A 23,462-nucleotide genomic window follows, 5' to 3' on the forward strand; every position below is an offset into this window, starting at 1 on the left:
GTCAAGGTTTCATGGTCGATGTAACACAAGATCCACTATTCAGATGATAGGGTCTTATGGAATATCAATCACTTCAGCCCAAAGCATCCTGATAAATACAAGACTGAGCTATTTCAAAAACCTTTTCATCTTCAATATTCAATTGATCATATTGCTGCATTTTTTGAATCATCCATTCAAAATCTGACGTTTGTGGCGCTTGGCTCTTGCCAAAATTTTGAATGATTCTTTTGATCCGATGAAAAGCCTCGACGTGAATCTGCTCAGAACAATCAAAACGGATGATGTGATATTGCTTTAACAAAGAAAATATTTCAGAAAAATGCGTTTGTTGAAGCAGATCGTTTTGGGCTTTTTGGATGGCAAGATTGATTGCGTTTAAGGTATTGGGATGTTTTTCTGCCCAATCATGGGTAAAAGCCAAAACTTTATCTGGAATATGATCAATAATATCTTGGCTATTGACGATAATACGACTATAGCCTTGTATTTCAGCTTGTGTATTCCACGGCTCTCCGACACAAAATCCATCAATTCGTTGCGTTGATATTGCTTCGACCATATAAGGCGGTGGTAAAGTTGAAAACGTTTGCGTTTGAGCAATTTCTGTGTCTGCAAGTGCCAGCCATTCTCTTAGAATATAATGATGAATCGAATGCTGAAAAACATGCGCCAACTGAATCGTTTGATTCTGTTTTACCGCAGATACGATTTTCTCTGCTGAATTTTTTGGAAGATCCAAAGCATGGATATTTAATTCATAGCACAGCTTTTGACTCAAACTAATATAAGCACAATTAGTACTGAGTGTAAGAGAGGTTTGTAAGGGAATGCCGAGATGGTCTTTACCCGTCACAGACGCAGGCAGCATGGCCGATAAGCAATGGGCAGCATCTAAAAAACCAAAAGCTAGACGGTCGCGTAAACTTGCCCAAGACGGTTCTTGAGTCAGTGTGACATTTAACCCTTGTTCAGCAAAATATCCTTGATGTTCTGCCCAGAGCAAAGCAACACAGTCGAGTAAAGGAATATACCCCAATTGAATATCTGTTTTTTCAAGCTTTTGCATGGTTTATTCCTTAAATTGAGACTGTAACAACGCTTGCGCATCAAGCAGCCGACGCGCCATTTCACCCATTGTCATACGGTGACTCATGGCATTTTTTCTCAGCAAATTAAATGCTTGATCTTCGGTTAATCCATGCATTTGTATTAAAAGCACTTTGGCTTTTTCAATATCTTTTCGATCGGCCAATTTGCACTTGGTTTCAGCCAAATCATTCAGCAGTTTTTTATGCTTTTTATATTGTTCAATTGAAATTTCTAAAATGCTATTCAAACGTGCAGGGTCAATACCATCGACAATATAAGCCGTGACACCTGCATCAATCGCGCTTCGGATAATTTCTCGACTCGAATTTTTAGTGAACAGAACAGTCGGTAAGTCAAATTGACTGACACAGCTTTCAATGACATCGCGATGCGGGTGATCCATATCCAATAAAATCACATCTGCCTGAATATTTTGCAGATATGACATATTTAAATGATCAATTATAAAACTGGCGACCACATCAAAGTCATGCTGAATTAATGAGGCTTGAATAAATTCAGCGCGTTCTTGATCATCATCAATCAGGGCTATTTTTAGTTTTGGCATGCAAACACTCAGACAGAGCCAAACAGATACGTATTGAGCTTGCTAAGCAAATTAAATGCCAAATCTAAAGGCAATACAAAATATAAATCTGCTTCTATGTTTGAGCATAGTTATGTGCGCATTTTTAAATTGAACCATTTCCATGCACTGATCTTGTGCAGGGCTGAACCACGCTTGAACATTTAGCTGCATCTCTATAGACACATTGACTATCTATTTACCTTAATTCGCTTAATTTCTGACAAGTCGGCGTTCAAAGCCGCAATGTAAAGATGAATTGAAGTCGAAAATAAAAACTTGGCATGGCTCGTGCTTAATACTTGTTGAGTCAATGAAGACTCTAAAAATTTGTTAGACGGCCAACGACGTCCGTTCTGATCGACTCTGTTATGTGTTAGCGACATAACCGAGTAATTCATGCGTTCAGTTCAGTCAGGAGAAGGTTATGTCTTCAAATTTAAATGCCAAAAAAGCCACAAAAATAACTCTATTTAATTTTTCTTCAGCAGCAATGCGGGCCTTCCACATGAGTTGGCTCGCATTCTTTGTTTGCTTCTTTGCATGGTTTGCCTGTGCGCCGTTGATGCCAGTGATTGCAGGCGAATTTCACCTGACTAAAGATCAAATTGCCAATATTAATATTGCCGCGGTTGCAATCACGATTTTAGTCCGCCTGATTGTCGGCCCTTTATGTGATAAATATGGCCCGCGTAAGACCTACACAGCATTATTAATTGTCGGCAGCATCCCAGTCTTTGGGGTTGCATCTGCAAATAGCTATGAATCTTTTCTTTTCTTCCGCTTTCTGATCGGTGCGATCGGCGCAAGCTTTGTCATCACGCAATACCACACTAGCATTATGTTTGCGCCTAATGTGGTGGGTACAGCCAATGCGGCAACAGCAGGCTGGGGTAATGCCGGCGGCGGTGCAACTCAAGCCCTCATGCCTTTATTGCTTGGCGCACTCGTTATGTTTGGTGTAGAGCAAGCGATGGGCTGGCGCATAGCGTTAATCGTTCCTGGTATGATGATGTTGATCGTAGGCGCGCTGTATTGGAAATTTACCCAAGACTGCCCGCAAGGCAACTTTAAAGAACTGCGTGAACAAGGCGTTGCAGTCGGTTCAGATAAAAAAGGCGGTGTAGCCATTCTCATGCACGCTGCACGTAACTATCGCGTATGGATTTTATTTGGCGCTTATGCAGCTTGCTTTGGTATAGAAATCTTTATTCACAACATTATTGCGCTGTATTACGTCGACAACTTCCAATTTGGATTAAAAGAAGCGGGTATGGCAGCAGGGATCTTCGGTCTATTGGCACTGTTTGCCCGCGCGCTCGGCGGCATTGTTTCAGACAAAGTCGCGACTACCAAAGGCTTGGATGGCCGTACCAAAGTTCTGTTTGCGATGATTCTGCTAGAAGGACTGTTTTTAATACTGTTCTCGCAAATGAGCACGCCAATCTTCGCCATTCTTGCCATGACAGTCTTTGCGCTCTTCACCCATATGGCGTGCGGCGCAACCTATGCCTTGGTGCCATTCATTGACCGTGATGCTTTAGGCGGCGTGGCAGGCATTATCGGCGCAGGCGGTAACGTAGGTGCAGTGGCTGCAGGTTTTTTGCTTAAAGGCATGCTGGATATACAAACCACGCTAATGGTGCTTGGCGGTTTGGTGATGATTGCAGCCAGCTGTGTACTGATGATCCGCTTCTCTGTAGAGCATAAAGAAAAAGAACAGCGTTTGTTTGAACAAGCTGTGAATGAAAGAAATCTAGCTGAAGCTCAAAACTAATACTGAAAGTTGCCTCTAAACAAAACATAGCGCTTTAGGGGCAAACAAAAAAAATATTGCGGAGTAAGAATATGAAAATCATCATGATTGGACATGGCATGGTTGGCCACAAGTTTATCGAATCTGTACTGGAACACGCAGGTGATGATGTTGAATTAACCATTTTAGCTGAAGAGCCGCGTCTAGCTTACGACCGTGTGCACTTAACTGAATACTTCAGCGGCAAGTCAGCGAAAGACTTAACCCTGTGCCGCCGCGACTTTGCTGATGCATATGGCATAGATTTACGGCTAAGCACCAAAGCGGTTGAAATTGATCAGCGTAATAAAACGGTCACAACCAATCACGGTGATATTCTTTCTTTTGACAAGCTGGTGCTCGCAACAGGTTCATATGCATTTGTGCCGCCAATTCCAGGCAATGAGCGTGAAAACTGCTTTGTGTACCGTACCATTGAAGACTTGGATGCCATCCGTGCCGCAAGCTTCAATGCTAAAACAGGTGTGGTGATCGGCGGCGGTTTATTGGGTTTAGAAGCAGCAAAAGCGCTGCGTGATTTAAACTTAGAAACCCATGTTGTTGAATTTGCACCACGCTTAATGGCAGTTCAGATTGATGATCTAGGCGGTAAAGTTTTACGCTCGAAAATTGAAAATCTAGGTGTTAAAGTCCATACGCAAAAAGCAACATCTTGCATTGAAGACGGTGCAAATGCGAAGCATGTAATGAAGTTTGGTGATGGTTCTGAACTGGAAACCGACATCATCTTATTCTCTGCAGGTATCCGCCCACGCGATGAATTAGCGCGCCAAAGCGGTTTAGCCATTGGTGAGCGTGGCGGAATTGCGATTAATGACTATTGCCAAACTTCAAACCCTGACATTTATGCCATTGGTGAATGTGCGCTTTGGCAAAATAAAATTTATGGCCTAGTTGCGCCGGGCTATGACATGGCACGTATTGCAGCAAAGCATGTGATGGAACAAAACTGCACGCTTTTCGCTGGTGCAGATATGAGCACCAAGCTGAAACTGATGGGAGTTGATGTTGCATCTGTAGGCGATGCGCATGCAATGACACCAAATTCTTTAAGTTATTTCTATGCAGATGAAGCAGCTCAGGTTTATAAAAAAATTGTCGTGAATGCAGAGAAAACTAAGCTGCTAGGTGCAGTATTGGTGGGCTGTGCTAAAGAATACAATGACCTGCTGCAAATGATGCTGAATGGCTTAGAAGTTCCAGAAAGCCCAGAAAGCCTAATCATGCCTGGCTATGCACAATCTGCAGGTAAATCGGGCGGAAGCGGTGTCGATCTGCTGCCAGACAGCGCAACGATTTGTTCATGTAACAACGTCTCTAAAGCAGATATTTGTTCAGCCATTGCTGACGGATCGACTTCTTTAGGCGCATTGAAAAAATGTACTAAAGCTGCAACAGCTTGCGGCGGCTGTGCGCCATTAGTCACTCAAGTACTTAAATCGGAGCTTCAGCGTCAAGGTGTAACTGTAAATAACCATTTATGTGAACACTTTGCTTATTCACGCCAAGAGCTCTATCACTTGGTACGTGTGAACGAAATCAAAACCTTTGATGACCTGATTCAACAGCATGGCCATGGTTTAGGCTGTGATATCTGTAAACCGACGGCAGCCAATATCCTAGCGTCATGCTGGAATGACTTTGTACTTAAACCAAGCCATGCGGGCTTGCAAGACAGTAATGACTACTACCTCGGCAACATACAAAAAGATGGCTCTTATTCTGTCGTGCCGCGAATGGCAGGCGGTGAAGTGACTCCGGATGGTTTAATTGCCGTAGGTCAAATTGCCAAAGAATATGGTCTATATACCAAACTTACAGGCGGTCAGCGTGTTGATATGTTTGGTGCACAAGTGCATCAACTGCCTGAAATCTGGGAAAAATTGATTGCTGCTGGTTTTGAGTCTGGCCATGCCTACGGCAAATCACTGCGTACGGTGAAATCTTGTGTCGGCAGTACTTGGTGCCGTTATGGCGTGGACGATTCAGTCGGCTTGGCGATTTATTTAGAGAACCGCTACAAAGGCCTTCGCTCACCGCACAAACTGAAAATGGCTGTGTCGGGCTGTACCCGTGAATGTGCTGAGGCGCAAAGTAAAGATGTGGGCGTGATTGCGACAGAAAAGGGCTGGAACCTTTATGTATGCGGCAATGGCGGTATGAAGCCACGTCACGCAGAGCTTTTGGCATCAGACTTAGATACGCAAACATTGATCAAATACATTGACCGTTTCTTTATGTTCTACATTCAAACAGCAGACCGTTTGCAGCGTACTTCTGTATGGCGCGACAACATGGAAGGCAGTTTAGATTACCTGAAAGATGTCGTTGTGAATGATTCGCTTGGCGTAGCGGGTGAACTTGAACGCCGTATGAGCCATGTTGTGGGTACATATCAAGATGAATGGCGTACTGCTGTAGAAGATCCTGAAGTACGTAAACGCTTTGTGACTTTCGTGAACGCAAAAGCAGAACAGCAAAATGATCCGCATATTCAGTTTGCATCCGTTCGCGGTCAAATCAGACCCAAAACAGAAGCTGAACGCGATTCGTCACGCATTCCAGTGGTTGAAGCTTAAGAGAATAACGAATTTAAAACTTCTTTTATTTGATTTACATCCTTATTCGGTTTCTCGTTAAAGCGGAAACGAAAGATGGTGAACTAAAAGAAGTTTAAAAAAGGATGAAGAATATGACAATTTTAAAAGAAATGAATGATTTAGACTGGTTTGATGTTTGTGCATTAGAAGATATTACGCCAAATACAGGTGTGGGCGCACTGATTGAAAATCAGCAAATTGCGATATTCCGTGTCGGTGAAGAAAAGCGGGTTTATGCACTGAGCAATCAAGACCCATTTAGCCAAGCCTATGTTATGTCCCGCGGTATTATTGGTGACTTGCAGGGTGAACGTGTTGTGGCATCACCCATTTATAAACAGCATTTCAGCCTTGCTACTGGACGCTGCTTAGAAGATAAAGACCAAAAACTCTTGGTTTTTCCAAGCAAAATTGAAAATGGCCGTGTGCTGATTAGTCCAACTGCTCAAAAAACCTATATTACCAATAACGCGCCATCGTCTGAGTTGATGAAACTTGTTTTGGTCGGCAATGGCTTGGCGGGTATGCGTTGCTTAGAAGATCTGCTGGATATGGCGCCAGAGCGTTATGAAATTACAGTCATAGGCGAAGAACCTTGGGGTAATTACAACCGAATTATGCTTTCACCTGTGCTTTCAGGTGATAAAACAATTGAAGATATCATGCTGCATTCACATGCTTGGTATAAAGACAAAAATATCCGTTTTGTAGCAGGTGATGCGGCGGTACGCATAGACCGTCCGCGCAAGCAGGTATACACAGAAAAAGGCTTGGTCATCGATTATGACCGTCTGATTTTAGCGACAGGTTCTAAGCCATTTATTCCGCCTATACCGGGAACTGACTTAAAAGGTGTTCTCAGCTTCCGTGATATTTATGATGTAAACCGCATGCTGGATTACTGTAAATCTAAGCAAAATGCAGTGGTGATTGGCGGCGGTTTACTTGGCCTAGAGGCTGCGTATGGCCTGAAACAGCGTGGCATGAATGTCACAGTACTGCATTTGATGGATCGTATTATGGACCGTCAGTTAGATGAAAAAGCCAGCTTAATGCTCAATCATGCGATTGAACAAAAAGATATAAAAATCATGACCGCAGCAAATACCCAAGAGTTGATGGGTGAAGATGGCCATGTGAAGCAGCTTCGTTTGCAAGACGGTACTGTTTTAGATGCAGATCTTGTGGTTTTTGCGGTGGGTATTCGTCCGAATATTGAGCTTGCGCAAAGTGCAGGACTGCGCTGCGGCCGCGGTGTCATGGTGAATGACACCATGCAAACTTTTGATCCGAGTATTTATGCGGTGGGTGAATGTATTGAACACCGAAGCCAAACTTTCGGTTTAGTTGAACCGCTTTGGGGACAGGCATTCATTTGTGCATCGCATTTGGCCGAACATGGCAGCTTAACCTTCAAAGCGCCTACGGTTCCGACGCAGTTAAAAGTCAGCGGCTGTGATGTTTTTTCTGCAGGCAACTTTGAACCGTTGGATGATTTTGAAGACATTATTTTGAATGATGAAAAACGCCAAATCTATAAACGCATTATTATTCAAAAAGATAGAGTGATTGGTGCTGTGCTGTTTGGCGATACTGAAGACGGGGCATGGTATGCAGAATTGATTTCAGATCAAACTCCAATTTCAAGTATCCGAAACAAATTGCTGTTTGGTAAGGATTTTGCATTAAAGAAAGCAGGGTAACGGAATCGCCCTGATAAAAAAAGATACAAGATTTAAATCTTCATTGGATACGCGATAACGTCATCCGCTGTTGTTTAAGGCAGGATTGCAGATGAATAGTCATGTATTTGCAATACATCTGTTAGAAGCCGGTAGTGGACGAGTTCAGCGGATGACAATGGTTTTGCCTACTTTTCTCTAAAGAAAAGTAGGTCGAACCGAATGTTGACCTTTAAATATAAACGTAAATGAAAAGACACCGATTTGAGCGTGTTAAGTGTTTAAAAAAGTTTGGAAAAGGAGCCAGCAGAAGTGAATAGCATCCCGATAGTGGAACTGCATAGCTCCACAGAAAATAAAATTAAAACAACGCAAACCACTTGTCCATATTGCGGTGTCGGCTGCGGCGTGAGCGCAACAGTTGAACAGACAGCTTTAGGGCAAAAAGTGAGCGTGACTGGCGATGCGAACCATCCATCAAACTATGGCAAGCTGTGCATTAAAGGCAGTAACTTAGCCGATACGATTGGATTAGAAACACGTGTTTTACAGCCGATGCTTGGGCGTCAAACATCACCATTTCATACTCGTCAGGCTACAGATTGGAACACAGCAACAGCACTGATTGCCAAAAAATTTCAGCAATGTATAGATCTTTACGGACGTGAAAGCATCGCTTTTTATGTGTCGGGCCAACTGCTGACGGAGGATTACTATGCCGTTAACAAATTTGTCAAAGGCTATTTAGGTACTGCAAATATTGACACCAATTCACGGCTTTGCATGTCATCGGCTGTGGCGGCACATAAGCGTGCATTTGGTGAAGACCTTGTACCAGCAAGCTATGAAGACTTTGAGCATACAGATATGGTGGTGCTGGTCGGATCCAATACAGCATGGTGCCATCCCGTGCTGTATCAGCGCATTATGAAAGCCAAAGAAGAACGTGATTTGTTCGTGGTGGTCATTGATCCGCGCTTTACCAGTACCTGTGAGGCTGCAGATTTGCATTTGCCAATTTTACCGGGGCAAGATGTCGCACTGTTCAACGGTTTGCTGCAGTATTTAGTACAAAATAATCATAGTGATGTAGATTTTATCACCAAACATACTCAAGGTTTGGCGCAAGCGCTGGAGCAAAGTAAAACAGAAGCTTCTATGACAGCAGTTGCTGAGCGTACAGGTATTTCTTTAGAAAAATTACAGCTATTTTTTGAAAAATTTGCGCAAACTGACAAAGTTATGTCGCTATTTTCGATGGGGGTTAATCAGTCTTCGCGCGGTGTAGACAAAGCCAACAGTATTATTAACTGCCATTTGCTGACTGGCAAAATCGGAAAATTAGGTGCAGCGCCTTTTTCTATGACAGGTCAGCCCAATGCAATGGGTGGCCGCGAGGTTGGCGGCTTAGCCAATATGCTGGCTGCGCACTTAGATGTCGATAACACAGCGCATCAGGCATTAGTACAAGAGTTTTGGCAAAGTCCATTTATTGCCAATAAAGCGGGATTAAAAGCGGTTGATCTGTTTCAGGCGGTTGAAAGCGGCAAAATAAAAGTCATCTGGATTATGGCTACTAATCCTGTAGTTAGCTTGCCAGATGCAGATCAAGTCAAACGTGCCTTAGAGCAATGCGAGTTTGTAGTGGTGTCGGATATTTGCAAAGACACAGACACAGCAATATATGCAGATGTGCTTTTACCTGCATTGAGCTGGGGTGAAAAAGACGGAACCGTTACCAATTCTGAACGCCGTATTTCACGTCAAACTGCTTTTTTAGATGCGCCGGGTGAAGCCAGAGCAGACTGGTGGTCTATTGCACAAGTTGCGAAAAAGATGGGTTATAGCGGTTTTGACTACAGCAGCAGCTATGACATATTTATTGAACATGCAAAATTATCTGCTTATCAAAATGCGCCTTTAGATCAACGTGATACCACTGAGTCTTTTCGCTACTTTAACTTGCAGGGTTTAAGTAAGTTATCTGCACAAGATTATGCTGAATTAAAGCCCGTGCAATGGCCAGTTTGGCAGTTAGATCAGAGCGCTGATGCAGTCAGCCGTTTGTTTGCAGCAGGCCAATTCAGCCATGCCGATGCCAAAGCTAAGTTTGTAGCAACAACCGCTATTGACCCTTTGAACAAGATTTGCGGCGAATATCCGCTGGTTTTAAATACTGGCCGTATCCGTGATCAATGGCACACCATGAGCCGTACGGGTTTATCTGCAAACTTGAGTACACATATCGTCGAACCATTTTGTGAAATACACCCGCAAGATGCACTGAAGTTTGGTGTTAAAGATGGTGAACTGGTTGAGGTGAAATCTAACTGGGGCTTATGTATTTTACGTGCACAGGTCAGCAGTAAAATTCGACGCGGTCAAATTTTTGCGCCAATTCATTGGAATGACCAAGTTGCATCGGATGCGCGTATTGGCAAAGTGGTGAATCCTGTGGTCGATGCACTATCTGGTGAGCCTGAATTTAAACATACACCTGTATTTGTACAGCCGTTTTATACACAGTGGCAAGGTGTACTGTATGTACGTGACGGCTTTGAGCAAATGGTGCAAAACACCATTCAAAACACGGTGTGGTGGACCAAAATTAAAACAGCGAAAGCGACACGTTTTGAGTTGGCAGATCGTAAAAAATTTAGAAACACAGTTCAGCAGCTGAAAACATTACTGCCATTTACCGATGAAAGCTTTGAATGGCTGAATTTGGAAGATCAAACTGCCGATTTGAGTCATACCGTGGTGCTGCAAGATGGGCATTTAATTGCCAGTCTATATATTGCGCAACGCTCTATGCTGCCAGACCGTGATTGGATTGCTGGCATGTTTAAGCGTGAACGACTAAGCGCAATGCACCGCAAAGCGCTGCTTGCAGGTCAGCCGATGAACATGACCAACAGTGCAGGTCCGCTGGTGTGCAGCTGCTTTAAAGTCGGTAAAAATACCATTATCGAAACCATTAAAGAAAAGAATATTAGCCATGAAAAACAAGTTACTGCATGTTTAAAGGCTGGCGGCAATTGCGGTTCGTGCTTATCAGAAATTCGAGGCTTAATTAAAGCCTGTCGGACGGAGTACGCAGAATGATGAAGAAAATCACCAAATCAGTAGGCTATCCAGAAACAGACTTGGTTATTTTGGCGGGCGGTCAGGCCCGCAGAATGAACGGCATGAATAAAGTGCTGCAAAAATTTGATAATGAAATTCAGCTGATTAAGATTCATCAGCAGTTGAAATCACGGGCTGAAAATGTCTGGATCAACAGCCATCGCGATCATTCGATTTATAAACGGCTCATTCCCTCGATCCGCTTTTATCAAGATGATGAAGCCGGATTTTTAGGGCCATTGATGGGGATGAAAAGCGCGTGGTCACATGTTGAGTCTGATTATGTTTTGTTTGTCCCGTGCGATGTGACCTATATCCCGAAGAAAGTGCTTTCGAGATTGCATCAGGCCATGCAGCGGGATCCCTTGTGTGAAGTAGCTGTAGTGGAAATTAATGGCAAAGCGCTGTATCCATTTTGTTTGCTGAAACGAAGCAGTCTCACAATGCTGCAGGTGCATCTTGATCAAAAACAGCGCAGTTTGAAGGGGTGTTTCAGTAAAATGCACATGCAAGTTGCACGTTTTCAAAATAATGCACTCTTTTTTCACAGTATTAACTCTTTAGATGAGCTGCAGCAGCACCGTCAGCTGAATTTTCTCTAAAAGCTGTACCTTTTGCGGAGCTTTCATTTCAAATAATGAGCCTAATGTGCTGTTTTTGAACCCAGAGAGAAAATCTACAGCCAATATGAAGCTTTTGAGCATGATATCTAGAGATAAAACAGACTGCTTTTATACCTTAGATAATGGGCTTAACGGCAATTTATATTTTTAATTGCTATTAGTTATTTATAAGTTATTGATTTTGTGTGTCAAAAAAACAAACCAAATCCTCTGAAATAAATATTCAAAAAAGCGCAAAGTTGGAACACTTATTGCAATTTTTACTGCAAGAAAAGAGGGCGCAAAATTTGTACTGAGCTAAGACAGGGCAAATGACAGCACCATGGAAGATAAACATGAACAGCATGACACAATTACAGCCAGCGACCATTTTTAAGGATCAGTTTGGCCGTGAAAAACGCAAATTGCGCATTTCAGTGACAGACCGCTGTAATTTTAAATGTGTCTATTGTATGCCTGAACATCCTGAATGGATGAAAAAACATAATCTTCTTAGTTTTGAATCACTTTACAATTTTTGTGAATTTATGGTGCTGCGCGGGATTGATCAAATCCGGATCACCGGCGGTGAACCTCTTATGCGTCAAGGCGTTGTACATTTTATTGAACAGCTGCAACAGCTGAGAAAGCTAGGTCTTAAACGTATTTCCATGACCACCAATGGACATTATCTGAAGCAATATGCACAGGCCTTAAAACAAGCCGGCCTAGATGGCATAAATATCAGTTTAGACAGTTTGGATGAAGCGCAATTTTTCCAGCTGACACAAAAACAATTACAGCCTGTATTAGACGGGATTGAAGCTGCTCAGCAAGCGGGCTTTGAAATAAAAATCAATGCTGTGTTAATGAAAGGTCTAAATGAACAGCAAATCATTCCATTAACAAAATGGGCGCTGCAACAAGGTTTCGAACTACGGTTTATCGAGTTTATGCCGCTGGATGGTGATCAAAACTGGTCTAAAGCTGCGGTCGTTACCGAACAAGACATACTGGATAAACTAAAGACTGTTTTTGAAGTGCAAACACTGCACGGTCAAGGTGCGTCACCAGCCAGATCATACTTAATCAACGGCTTGCCTATAGGCATTATTTCAACCATCAGCAATTCTTTTTGCGGCAGCTGCGACCGTTTGAGACTGAATGCGCAAGGCGAGTTTTTTAACTGCCTGTTTGCCCGAAAAGGTTTAAATCTCAGCCATGAAATTCAGCAGCTGAAAAGCAGTAAAACAACAGAGTTAATGCCGCTCGATGCAATGGCTTTGCAGCAAAAATTAGGCGGTTACATTTGGCAGAAGGAACAAGGCTTTCATGCCATTACTACCCAATCCAGCCCATCTAGAAAAATCAGCATGCATATGATTGGAGGTTAAAGATGAGTCAGATCACCATCAAAATAGAATCTTTTGGCGCTATTGAACGCCTGCTGCCAGAGAATTTGAGTCTGACTTGCTTCGCACAGCAGTCGATTGCAGAGGTTTTGCAGCAAGTTACAGATCAATTTCCGGAGTCGTTCAGCATGCTTGAACGCTGCGCCTGCGCTATGGGAGAAGACATTGTGCCAAGGCAAACCGCATTGATGCAGGACAGCACCGTTGTGCTGTTGTCACCTGTGGCGGGAGGCTGAATATGGAGCTCAAGCATATTTCACGCATACAAGACACGGTATTCAGCCAAGCCGATTTTGACAGCATTAAGGCATTTCCTGAATGCGGCGGTATAGGTGTATTTATAGGCGCGGTGCGTAATCACCATGAAGGCAAAGCGGTAAAAGCTTTGAAATATACCGCTTATGCGCCTGTGGCTGAAAAAATGATCCGGAAAATTGAACAGGAAATTCAAGCCAAATACGGCGTGTCATATGTACGGGTTGTACACCGTATTGGCGCGCTGCAGGTCGGTGATACCGCCATTATCGCCATGGCCTATGCGCCGCACCGACGTGAGGCTTTTGCTGCCTGCGAAGAAGCGGTTGAGCGGGTTAAGCATGAAGTTCCGGTCTGGAAAGAAGAGTTTTATATGGACGGCAGCAGCCAATATGTAGAGGGCTGCTGTATTCGTAAAGATCATGTGCCCAAGGCGACAAGTCATGCAGCGCAGCATGCTCATATTCATGGCGAGTCATGTGAACATGCACATCAAAACAGCCATCAGACCATGCATTTGAACGCCAATATTTACCAATGGCACCTATAAAACTCCAAATTTAATACTGCAGATGCAAATGAATAAGATAAGGACAAAGCAATGAAAAATGTGGGCATGAAAGCGGAAAGTTACCGTACAGCCATTGCAACTGGAATTCTGCATGCACCGCCACATTGCATTGAACTGCTGCGTAATGGCAATACAGAAAAAGGCGACGCGCTGAAAACCGCACGTATTGCAGGTATTTTGGGCGCTAAACGTACAGATGAACTCATTCCGCTCTGTCATCCGCTGCCGATCTACCGTGCAGATGTGGAATATGAGTTGGGTGAAGCACAGGTCGAAATTATTGCCACTGTAGAAACCATTGGGCCTACAGGGGTAGAAATGGAAGCTTTAACTGCGGTCAGTCTTGCAGGTTTAACGCTGTATGACATGCTGAAACCGCACTGTGAGCCTGAAGATTTATGCCTAGATCAAGTGAAACTGCAAAAGAAAAAAGGCGGTAAATCACATTTTACCCGTGTATTAAAAGAAAGCTTATCGGCTTCGATTATTGTGCTTTCAGATACAGTTGCTGCCGGTAAAAAACCAGATACTGCGGGGCAAAATGTCCTCGAAATTTTAGAAGAAGCAAACTTCAGCAACATCAGCTATCAAGTGATACAGGACAGTCCTGAACAGCTTTTGGCTCTTATTGAACAGCATAAGACGCAATATCCGCTGATTTTGACCGTGGGCGGTACAGGTCTAGGCCAGAAAGATTTAACCGTTGAAACCATTCAGCCGCTGTTAAAACGGGAAATTCCAGGGCTGATGGAAGCATCCCGCAGTTTTGGGCAGAAACGCACCCCTTATGCGGCCCTCAGCCGCGGTGTTGCCGGCTATATTGATGACAGTTTAGTCATTACACTGCCGGGCAGCAGACAAGGCGCAAAAGAATCATTGATTGCCATTTTACCTGCCTTGGTGCATCTATTTGATGTGCAGAAGAATATTCCGCATGCAGGAGGCTACCAATGAACCAAGCCGTATTGCACGCAGGCTGCGGGGCCGAGGCTGGACTGATTTCAGTGGACGAAGCGCTTACGCTGATTCAGACACATACGCAAAGTTTAGCGCATGAAACTTTGGCGCTTCAGCACGCTTTAGGCCGTTATTTGGCGGCAGATGTGCATTCACCAATTCAGCTGCCTTTATTTGCGCAAAGCGCAGTGGATGGCTATGCCATTTGCGCAGCGGGTGAAATTAAACTCGGCGCGCAATTTAAGCTGATTGGAGAAATCCGCGCAGGGCAAACGGCTCAAATAAGCTTAAAAGCAGGGCAAGCTGTCCGCATATTTACCGGCGCGCCGATACCTGAAGGCACGGCAACTGTAGCGCGGCAAGAAATTGTAAAGGCGGATAGACAGCAGATTGAACTGACTGCAGCCTTAAGCCCGCATGCAGATATTCGAGATGCAGGTGAGGAAATTTCATTTGGACAATGTTTAGCAGCGCGTGGTCAAAAGCTGACGGTTGGATCAATTGCAGCGCTCAGTATGGCTGGTATTTCACACTGCGAAGTTTTTGCCTATCCGAAAATTGCGGTCGTAATTACAGGTGATGAAGTTGCGCAAAATATAGAAGATTACCGTGCTGGTAAAATATTTGATGCCAATGCGCCGCTGATTTTAGTATGGTTTCAGTCGCAGCACGTCCAAGTTGAAGTGATTCATATTGCAGATGAAAAACAGGCGGTTTTAGATTTATTCAACCGTTTAAAAGATAGCTTTGATTTAATTTTAACGACTGGCGGCGTATCTGTCGGTGATTATGATTTTGTTCGGCCGGCAGCCTTGGACATCGGTTTTCAGCAAATTTTCTGGAAAGTGAAACAAAAACCCGGCAAACCGATGCTGTTTGCACAATATCGACGTCCTGACAGCAGTTCCTGTTATTTACTCGGACTGCCGGGCAACCCCGCTGCAGTCTATGTCGGCATGCAAATTTATACAGATAGATTATTGAAAGCCCTACAAGGTCAAACACCTGCGCTGGACTGGTTCAGCGCAGTCATGACACATGACCTAAAAGCAGATGCACGTGAGCGGTTTTTAAGAATGTCGGCGCACTTTGATAAGCAAGGCAAGCTTCAACTAACCAGCCTGTCTAAACAGCAGTCGCATATGTTGAGCAATTTAATGCAAGCCAATTGCATTGTTCGGATTCCTGCAGGGCAGTCTGTGCAAGCAGGACAAATTCTTCAAGGCGTATTTATTCAGCATTAGGAGTTTGCTATGCGATTCAAATTTATTTTAGCAGTAGGACTGAGCTTCATTGCTGGCGCATCTCAGGCGGAAACATTCAAAATTTATGCTGCAGCCAGTTTAAGCAATGCTATCAGCGATATTGCAAAGCAATATCAGGCACAGAATCCAGACATCAAAATTGTACCGGTATTTGGCGCGTCATCTGCTTTAGCCAAACAGATTGAAGCGGGTGCGCCAAGTGATTTGTATTTTTCAGCAGATGTGGACTGGATGAATTATTTGGTGCAAAAACAGAAAATACCTGCAAAGCAAGTATTCAACATGCTAAGCAATGATTTGGTGCTGATTACGCCTAAAGCGGTGAATATGCAATTTAAAGCCGTGCCGCAGTTTAATTTTGCCAAGGCATTCAAAGGTCACTTATGTACAGGGCAAATGGAATCTATACCTGCTGGAAAATATGCCAAACAAAGCCTAACCAAGTTGGGCTGGCTATCAAGTTTGAATGGAAGGATTGTCGGGACAGATGATGTACGATCGGCTTTGGCTTTTGTTGAACGCGGTGAGTGCCAAGCGGGGATTGTTTACCGTACCGATGCGCTGATCAGTTCTAAAGTTAAAATAGCCGGGATTTTTCCAAATCATACTCATCAACCGATCATTTATCCATTGGCTTTAACACATCAAGGCGCAGCTAAACCTGAGGCCGTGAAGTTTTACCGTTATCTTAAAGACCATGCGCAAAGCAAAATGCTTTTTAAGCATTATGGCTTTGGTGTGAAAGGCTAAAGCATGCTCAGCCCAGAAGAGTGGAGCGCCTTGTTTCTGTCGGCTAAGGTTGCCGTTTGCGCCACTGTATTTTGCTTGCCATTTGCTATTGGGCTGGCTTGGGTGCTGGCGCGCTATGAGTTTCATTTGAAATTTTTAGTCGAAGCGCTATTACAAATGCCGATGGTGCTGCCGCCGGTGGTTTTGGGTTATCTACTATTGGTGCTGTTTGGTTCAAATGGCTGGATCGGCAAGCTGCTCAATGAATGGCGCATTCAACTGGCTTTTAATTGGAAAGGCGCCGTTTTAGCATCCATGATTGTGTCATTGCCGCTGATTGTGCAGCCGATCCGTTTGTCTTTTCAAATGATCAATCAGCAGCTGGAGCAGGTTGCAGGCTCACTAGGCGCACATCCATTACGGGTATTTGCCTCAATCAGCCTGCCGCTGGCTTTACCGGGGATTTTAATTGGCAGTATTTTAGGATTTAGCCGAAGTCTAGGTGAGTTTGGCGCAACCATTACCTTTGTGGGCAATATTCCAGATGAAACCCGAACCATTCCTATCGCTATTTATTCGCTGATACAGCAGCCCAATGGCGAAGAATCTGCAATGCGTTTAGTGATCCTTTCATTGCTGGCGGCTTTTGGTGCATTGATTGCCAATTATTATATTTTACAGCGCTATCAGCGAAAACTCGGAGCCGGCCATGCTTCAGTGTGATTTTCAGTTTCAATATGCAGATTTTCAATTGCAGGCTCGGCTGCAGATGCAAGAACAGCTGCTTGGCATTATGGGGCCATCAGGCAGCGGCAAGTCTACGCTGCTGAAAAATTTGGTTGGTTTGCTGCAGCCGCAGCAAGGTTATATATCGCTGAATCAGCGTGATGTGTTCGATACGGCGCAGAAGATTAACGTGCCGATGCATCAACGCAGTATTGCGCTGATTTTTCAAAAAGCATGGCTTTTTCCGCATATGAATGTGCAGCAAAATCTGCAATATGCGGAGAACTTAGGCGCTCAGGAAAATGCGAAATTTAAATTTGAGCAAGTGACTAATCTGCTTGAGTTACAGCCACTGCTCAAACGGCGGGCGCATGAACTTTCTGGCGGTGAGGCGCAGCGCGTTTCCATAGGACGCGCATTGCTGTCACAGCCTGACTTACTGCTGTTAGATGAACCGCTGACAGGACTGGACCGCAGGCTGAAAGATCAAATATTGCCATTTTTAAACACGGTGAAAGAACAGTTGGCGCTGCCGATGATATATGTTACGCATCATGGCGATGAGTTAGATTATTTAAAAGCCCATATTTTGTATCTAGAAAATGGTCAAATAAGTTTTTAAATAAATATAAATTATATAAGTAATAACAGTGAATTAGATGAAAAAATGGTATTAAGCTGCATCTTAAAGTTTTGATTAGAACTATGAAAAACTCATTTTCTAGATTAAATTGTTACAAAACAAGGGAGAACACAGCGTTTTCCCTTTTTTATTCCTAATGATCTTGGAAATAATGATTTGTACGACTGACCGTGCAGACAGGGAATCTAATCGATGCATGATGATAGCTTAGCCACACATAATTCAACTGCAAAACTGGGTGCAGGGCTATCTAATCGGCATATTACAATGATCAGTATTGGTGGTGTAATTGGTGCTGGACTGTTTGTTGGATCATCTGCTGCGATTGCAAAAGCAGGGCCTGCCGCCGTTCTTGCTTATATTACTACCAGTATTTTGGTTTTTTTAATCATGCGAATGTTGGGAGAAATGGCTGTAGCTCAACCTGACACCGGCTCATTTTCAACCTATGCAAGAAAAGCCATTGGGCCTTGGGCTGGCTTTACCATCGGATGGCTATATTGGTGGTTTTGGGTTTTGGTTATTCCAATTGAAGCAATCGCTGGTGCAGAAATTCTGCATGCATGGTTTCCTTCAATATCCAGTGCTGTATTTGCGACATTCTTTATTGTGCTTCTCAGTTTAGCGAACTTTTTTAGTACTCGGAGTTTTGGTGAGTTTGAATTTTGGTTTTCTCTGATAAAAGTCTTGGCTATTGTAATTTTTATCGGCATTGGACTCACCGCCATATTGGGGTTTTGGCCCTTAGCACCTAATGTAAGTGGTGTAGAAAATCTGTTTAAAAATGATGGATTTATGCCAAATGGCCTGGGTGGTGTACTTTCAGCAATATTGATTTCAGCATTTTCATTCTTTGGTGTAGAAATACTGTCTATCGCTGCAGCAGAATCAAAAGATCCTGAACAAAAAATTAAACGTGCAACCAATTTAGTACTGTATCGGGTCATCTTATTTTTTGTGGTTTCAATTTTTATAACGGTTGCACTGGTAGATTGGCGTTCACCACAATTACAACAATTAGGCACTTTCCAATATGTCTTGGTCAGTTTAAATGTCCCTCAATCAAAATTGATTATTGATAGTGTAGTCTTTATTGCGGTTGCAAGTTGTATGAATGCTGCACTTTATAGTTCATCAAGGATGCTATTTTCATTGGGGACACGCAAAGAAGCACCTCAATGGGTCACATCAATTAATGCCTCTGGTGTGCCTGCAATTGCAGTATTGGCATCGTCTGTAGTGGGCTTAATTTGCTGTGCAGTCAATTATTTATTTCCAGGCCAATTATTTGGATTTTTACTGTCTACAACAGGTTCAATTGCCTTATTGGTTTATTTAGTGATTGCATTTTCACAGCTTAAATTGAGAACACAAATCGAAAAAAATGGAACTGAGGTTGCGTTTAAAATGTGGCTATTTCCATGGCTGACATGGGCAGTCATTTTGGTGATCTTAAGTGTGCTGATCTATATGTTTTTATCTCCAGCCTACAGTTATGAGACTTCATTATCTTTAGGTGTTACGACATTGGTGGTGCTCTGCGGCATAGTGGTGACAAGAAAAGCTAAGTTGAAGAATGATTCCGAACTAAATTAAAAAAAGTTTCGCTGATAAAAATCGTAATCATGAACCAATGGATTGTCTTTAGAATGTATCATGTCCGGTGATCAAAGTGAATGCGTTGAGTTATATCTCAATGGCAATCCATTTTTAAGACAAATTCAAAGATTCACTTGACCTTCGACTAACTCCAAGCTTTATCATCATTCAAATTTTCTTGATTGATGCAATATGCGTTCTGCGACATGGATAACAGTCTTAGTCGGATTGTTCATGTTCCAAACCCTTTGGAACGGGCAGCCGCTTTCTGTGTGCATGAAGAGCAAACTCATGTTGTTCAAAGCTATCATTTTGGTCATCATCAAAATACCTTATGCGTCAGCAGTGAAACCAATCCACAGCATTCGTTGCATCAAGCATCTGAATCAAGTAGCAAACTAGACAAAAATACCGCAAGTGATCTGCAACTCGGTGAAGATTATCAACAGTATTTGCCGTCTATGACGCATTAGATTGTACAAAATCAACATTCGATTCTTTTTATTGCGCATCAGGCCTTTGAATATTCGCCAAAATTTGTTTGGAAGAATCTTTATCAAGCCCCTGATCTCTTACTGCAAACACCACCTCCTGTTTATGCCCCGCTAATGGGGGTAGCCTAAAACATTCCCGCCACTTTTTTTAATAAATGAGTGGGAAAAATCATGTCTTTATATTCTACTGCGTTTATACGCCTAGGCTTAGCTGTCGGTATTTCGACGGCCATACAAAGTACTTTTGCGGAAAATGTTAGCAGTTTTGAATCTACATTTGCCAAGGTACCAAACGACCAAGCACAAACAGATATTTGGCTACTGCCAGTGCTTTACCGCTGCCTTAATTCAGCTCGATCTCAATTACGGTTCATTCATTAGACAGAATGGATCGTATGGACTCAGGATTTATCAATATTTAAAATCAGCAAATCAGCATAAGCCGATATTCACCTGCATTTTCAACAGGTGCGCGGTGCACACAAGGTAAAACTGGCTGTGTAGGATGATCCACCGCTAAACGCCATAGATGACCATTGCCTAAATTTACAGGCACAGCATTGTCTTTGAGTTGATAATGTAAATCAAAAAAATATTCCTTTAAAAAGTCATCAAACTCTGAGTCAGGGCCATCGTATAAAGCTTTGAGTTGATCTCGTATTTCAGGAATTAAGATTTTTTGTGTGACTTGATCATTTGGCACAATATCACTAGAAGCACCATAATACGTACATAAAAAGGTATCGGTAGCGATGGGTGATCGATCAACATGAAAAGAATAAACATCGGTTGAGATGAAATCGAATTCATCATCGCGTTCATAACATTTAAGCAAATTCAGCGAGGGTGATGCACCAAATGCTGTTAATTGTTGCATGTCATTTAAAATGATTTCTCTAGCTAAATGACCTTGCGCTGAAAGCTTTAATTCCATCAGATCATCTATAGAAACTTCAGTAATATTTTCAATCAGTTCGAGTTTTTTGACTACTTCTTTAAAGTCACCTTGTAAGCTACGTTGCCAGCAAAGCGCATTCATTTGACCTTCGAAATGACTGTGAATCAATTCAGAAAATGTAGTAACTACACCAATTTGAGGATGCTGGGAAAAAGGATTGCTCATAATAGGGATCGAATTAAATCTGAGGCGAAGATACTGCGTGCAAGGAATAGCTAGAAGGATTCAGCAGTTTCATTTTATCTTAAAACACAAACTGCTATACAAGATTATTTGAGCTTAGGTATTAATCGTTATGCTTTCTGTTTGGCTTTTTGGCGTAAGACATACAAATATAAGCTTTCTACTTTTTCACGTGCCCAAGGTGTAGTACGTAAGAATCGTAGTGATGATTTAACGCTTGGATCTATGCAAAAACATCTAATTTCAATTTTACGGCTTAAGCCCTCAAAACCGCCGTAGTAATCCAATAATTCATCCAAGATGTCAGCAAGTTTTTTGCCGTGTAAAGGGTCATTGGAGGTGCTCATATTAGATCAATCGTATTTTGGGAGACGATCATTATAACCCGAGCGAGTTGAAAAAGTGGGAGCTTGAACTGAAATGTGATTCATATTCAATATTTAACATATTTCCGAAGCCATTTTGCAAGACTAAGATTTCTTAAAAACAAAGAAACACTCTAGATAAGATCTTGGGTATGAAGATTTATAAGCGTAAAATTAATAAAAGAAGAATTGACATTCAGAAAATAATTAATTTAAACAATTCATTTTTAGTTAGTCAGCCTATACTTCTTTTGACTGTTTATATATGCAGAAATTTATAAGCATCGGTCAAGAAAAAACTCGGATTGAAAAGTCCGAGTCAGGTCTTATTTTTAATGACAGGGTGTGCAAGTCATTTAAAAAATCTAAACGCTTAGATTATTTCCAAATAAATGGCGATTTCTTTTGTGCATTCTCAGCTTCATCGGTTGGTTCCAGTGTAATACCTGTGCGGTCTTTAAGTACACAGATTGCAATGAAAGCAATAACAGCCATAACCGTCAGATAGGTGCTTACCAAGAAAATGCCGTTAGCTTTAGTGATTAAAGCTGCAGCAATCAGGGGAGCAAATGCACCACCAATGATTGAACCCAGTGCATAAGTAATCGAAATACCAGAGAATCGAATAGATGCAGGAAAGAGTTCAGAATAATAAACAGCTTGCACACCATAGGTGATTCCAATTCCCATAGCGAGTATTGCTAAACCAAGCATAATGTATACATATTCACCAGTGCTAACCAATGGGAATAAGAATAGTGCAGTTAAAATTTGAATGATTGAACCTAAAATATAAATAGGTTTTCGACCAAATTTATCGGACATGACTGCTGAAAGCCAAGTAAAGAATGTCCAAATGACTGCAGAAGTACAGACTAAACTCAAAATTGTTGGTCGATCTAACGCCATGCCATTTGGATTAGTAGTAAAACTTTGAATGAAACCGCCTGCTGTCATATAACCAAGTGAAGTTGTACCAGCAGTAAGAAGGGAAGCTGTTAAAATAAGTTTTTTATACTCAGAAAATAGTTCCCGTATTGGTTTTTTTGCTGTGCTTTTACGCTCTTTTAATTGTTCGAACACTGGACTTTCTTCAACGGAGCGACGAATCCAATAGCCTAAACCAAATAAAATAATACTGAGTAAAAATGGTACGCGCCATCCCCATTCTAAAAATGCGTCACCAGGAGAAACATAAGCGGTCATAATCACCAGAACAAAGGATGCAAGTAACAAACCTAGTGGTACACCTAACTGTGGAAATGAACTAAATAAGCCACGTTTTTTGGTAGGAGCGTGTTCAACAGCCATTAATACAGCTCCACCCCATTCACCACCTGCAGAAATACCTTGTAAAATACGCAATAAAATTAAAATGATCGGAGCTGCGATACCAATATTCTCATAGGTTGGAAGTAAACCAATCATGGTCGTCGTCCCACCCATCAAAAGCAAAGTCATAGCGAGTACAGCTTTACGTCCTAATTTATCGCCAAAGTAACCTGCAATAAAGGCACCAAAGGGTCTGAAAATAAAACTAATACCAATCGAGGCGAAGACTAATAGGGTTCCGAAAGCAGGTCCGGCAGGTGTAAAAAAAAGTTGGTTAAAAACTAAACCTGCAACAGCGGCATAAATAAAATAATCATACCACTCGATGGTGGTACCAACGATGGTTGCTAAAGCAATTTTCTGTGTACTCGATTGTTCGGGGATATCCAGTGCAAGTTCTGGTGTATTCATTTCTATTTGCGAATTATTCATGCGAAATTCCTTTTATTCATGTCCATATAACTACCTA

21 protein-coding genes are annotated in these 23,462 nt (G+C 42.5%); 16 read left to right on the forward strand and 5 right to left on the reverse strand.

Translation table 11 applies throughout. From position 1 onward, the window contains the following. Nucleotides 1-73: 73 nt before the first annotated feature. Both G0029_RS07875 and G0029_RS07880 read right to left on the reverse strand, forming a co-directional pair. Nucleotides 74-1,069 (reverse strand): ABC transporter substrate-binding protein, encoded by a 996-nt coding sequence (locus G0029_RS07875; RefSeq protein WP_180107044.1) that lies wholly within the window; start codon nucleotides 1,067-1,069, stop codon nucleotides 74-76. 3 nt (nucleotides 1,070-1,072) lie between these two features. Beyond that, nucleotides 1,073-1,660 (reverse strand): ANTAR domain-containing response regulator, encoded by a 588-nt coding sequence (locus tag G0029_RS07880; RefSeq protein ID WP_078193761.1) that lies wholly within the window; start codon nucleotides 1,658-1,660, stop codon nucleotides 1,073-1,075. Between the two features lie 445 nt (nucleotides 1,661-2,105). On the opposite strand from G0029_RS07880, the gene G0029_RS07885 reads away from it, so the two are divergent. The 16 genes from G0029_RS07885 (at nucleotide 2,106) to G0029_RS07960 (ending at nucleotide 20,536) form a co-directional block, all read left to right on the forward strand. After that, nucleotides 2,106-3,455, forward strand: coding sequence for an MFS transporter (locus tag G0029_RS07885; protein WP_180109884.1), 1,350 nt, complete (start codon nucleotides 2,106-2,108; stop codon nucleotides 3,453-3,455). Nucleotides 3,456-3,526: 71 nt separating this feature from the next. Further along, nucleotides 3,527-6,073 carry a nitrite reductase large subunit NirB gene (gene nirB / locus G0029_RS07890; protein ID WP_194087881.1) on the forward strand — a complete coding sequence of 849 codons (2,547 nt, stop codon included), beginning with the start codon at nucleotides 3,527-3,529 and terminating at the stop codon, nucleotides 6,071-6,073. A 113-nt stretch (nucleotides 6,074-6,186) separates the two neighbouring features. Further along, the gene (gene nirD / locus G0029_RS07895; RefSeq protein ID WP_180109885.1) at nucleotides 6,187-7,797 is read left to right on the forward strand and encodes a nitrite reductase small subunit NirD; all 1,611 of its coding nucleotides are present in this window, start codon (nucleotides 6,187-6,189) and stop codon (nucleotides 7,795-7,797) included. 291 nt (nucleotides 7,798-8,088) lie between these two features. Further along, a complete protein-coding gene (locus G0029_RS07900; RefSeq protein ID WP_180107038.1) occupies nucleotides 8,089-10,881 on the forward strand; it encodes a nitrate reductase in 2,793 nt (930 codons plus the stop codon). Further along, nucleotides 10,881-11,504 (forward strand): molybdenum cofactor guanylyltransferase, encoded by a 624-nt coding sequence (locus tag G0029_RS07905; RefSeq protein ID WP_373423882.1) that lies wholly within the window; start codon nucleotides 10,881-10,883, stop codon nucleotides 11,502-11,504. The genes G0029_RS07900 and G0029_RS07905 overlap by 1 nt, the downstream gene beginning before the upstream one ends. Before the next feature lie 356 nt (nucleotides 11,505-11,860). Further along, nucleotides 11,861-12,898, forward strand: coding sequence for a GTP 3',8-cyclase MoaA (gene moaA / locus G0029_RS07910; RefSeq protein ID WP_180107036.1), 1,038 nt, complete (start codon nucleotides 11,861-11,863; stop codon nucleotides 12,896-12,898). Between the two features lie 2 nt (nucleotides 12,899-12,900). Next, nucleotides 12,901-13,152 carry a MoaD/ThiS family protein gene (locus tag G0029_RS07915; RefSeq protein ID WP_180107034.1) on the forward strand — a complete coding sequence of 84 codons (252 nt, stop codon included), beginning with the start codon at nucleotides 12,901-12,903 and terminating at the stop codon, nucleotides 13,150-13,152. A 2-nt stretch (nucleotides 13,153-13,154) separates the two neighbouring features. Then, entirely contained in the window at nucleotides 13,155-13,721 is a 567-nt protein-coding gene (locus G0029_RS07920) for a molybdenum cofactor biosynthesis protein MoaE (protein ID WP_180107032.1), read from the forward strand. 51 nt (nucleotides 13,722-13,772) lie between these two features. After that, nucleotides 13,773-14,696, forward strand: coding sequence for a bifunctional molybdenum cofactor biosynthesis protein MoaC/MoaB (moaCB, locus tag G0029_RS07925; protein ID WP_180107030.1), 924 nt, complete (start codon nucleotides 13,773-13,775; stop codon nucleotides 14,694-14,696). Further along, nucleotides 14,693-15,943 (forward strand): molybdopterin molybdotransferase MoeA, encoded by a 1,251-nt coding sequence (locus tag G0029_RS07930; protein WP_180107028.1) that lies wholly within the window; start codon nucleotides 14,693-14,695, stop codon nucleotides 15,941-15,943. The genes moaCB and G0029_RS07930 overlap by 4 nt, the downstream gene beginning before the upstream one ends. A 9-nt stretch (nucleotides 15,944-15,952) precedes the next feature. Further along, on the forward strand, nucleotides 15,953-16,714 hold the full coding sequence (gene modA / locus G0029_RS07935; RefSeq protein ID WP_180107026.1) for a molybdate ABC transporter substrate-binding protein: 762 nt from the start codon (nucleotides 15,953-15,955) through the stop codon (nucleotides 16,712-16,714). Nucleotides 16,715-16,717: 3 nt separating this feature from the next. Further along, nucleotides 16,718-17,416, forward strand: coding sequence for a molybdate ABC transporter permease subunit (modB, locus tag G0029_RS07940; RefSeq protein ID WP_180107024.1), 699 nt, complete (start codon nucleotides 16,718-16,720; stop codon nucleotides 17,414-17,416). Beyond that, the gene (locus tag G0029_RS07945; protein ID WP_180102096.1) at nucleotides 17,403-18,041 is read left to right on the forward strand and encodes an ATP-binding cassette domain-containing protein; all 639 of its coding nucleotides are present in this window, start codon (nucleotides 17,403-17,405) and stop codon (nucleotides 18,039-18,041) included. Before modB ends, G0029_RS07945 begins: the two co-directional genes overlap by 14 nt. Nucleotides 18,042-18,254: 213 nt before the next feature. Then, nucleotides 18,255-19,658 carry an amino acid permease gene (locus G0029_RS07950; protein ID WP_180109886.1) on the forward strand — a complete coding sequence of 468 codons (1,404 nt, stop codon included), beginning with the start codon at nucleotides 18,255-18,257 and terminating at the stop codon, nucleotides 19,656-19,658. A 209-nt stretch (nucleotides 19,659-19,867) separates the two neighbouring features. Further along, entirely contained in the window at nucleotides 19,868-20,134 is a 267-nt protein-coding gene (locus G0029_RS18250; RefSeq protein ID WP_227591892.1) for a hypothetical protein, read from the forward strand. A gap of 192 nt (nucleotides 20,135-20,326) precedes the next feature. Then, on the forward strand, nucleotides 20,327-20,536 hold the full coding sequence (locus G0029_RS07960) for a hypothetical protein (RefSeq protein WP_180109887.1): 210 nt from the start codon (nucleotides 20,327-20,329) through the stop codon (nucleotides 20,534-20,536). 43 nt (nucleotides 20,537-20,579) lie between these two features. Here the strand turns inward: G0029_RS07960 and G0029_RS07965 are convergent, their stop codons facing one another. The 3 genes from G0029_RS07965 to G0029_RS07975 form a co-directional block, all read right to left on the reverse strand. Continuing rightward, on the reverse strand, nucleotides 20,580-21,278 hold the full coding sequence (locus G0029_RS07965) for a DUF1826 domain-containing protein (protein ID WP_111884666.1): 699 nt from the start codon (nucleotides 21,276-21,278) through the stop codon (nucleotides 20,580-20,582). 128 nt (nucleotides 21,279-21,406) lie between these two features. Further along, nucleotides 21,407-21,643 carry a VF530 family DNA-binding protein gene (locus tag G0029_RS07970; protein ID WP_078193741.1) on the reverse strand — a complete coding sequence of 79 codons (237 nt, stop codon included), beginning with the start codon at nucleotides 21,641-21,643 and terminating at the stop codon, nucleotides 21,407-21,409. A gap of 396 nt (nucleotides 21,644-22,039) precedes the next feature. Beyond that, nucleotides 22,040-23,425, reverse strand: a complete 1,386-nt coding sequence (locus tag G0029_RS07975; RefSeq protein WP_180107020.1) for an MFS transporter — start codon at nucleotides 23,423-23,425, stop codon at nucleotides 22,040-22,042. Nucleotides 23,426-23,462 lie beyond the last annotated feature (37 nt).

This window comes from Acinetobacter sp. YH12138 (assembly GCF_015218525.1).
GTDB classification, from domain to species: Bacteria; Pseudomonadota; Gammaproteobacteria; order Pseudomonadales; family Moraxellaceae; genus Acinetobacter; species Acinetobacter amyesii.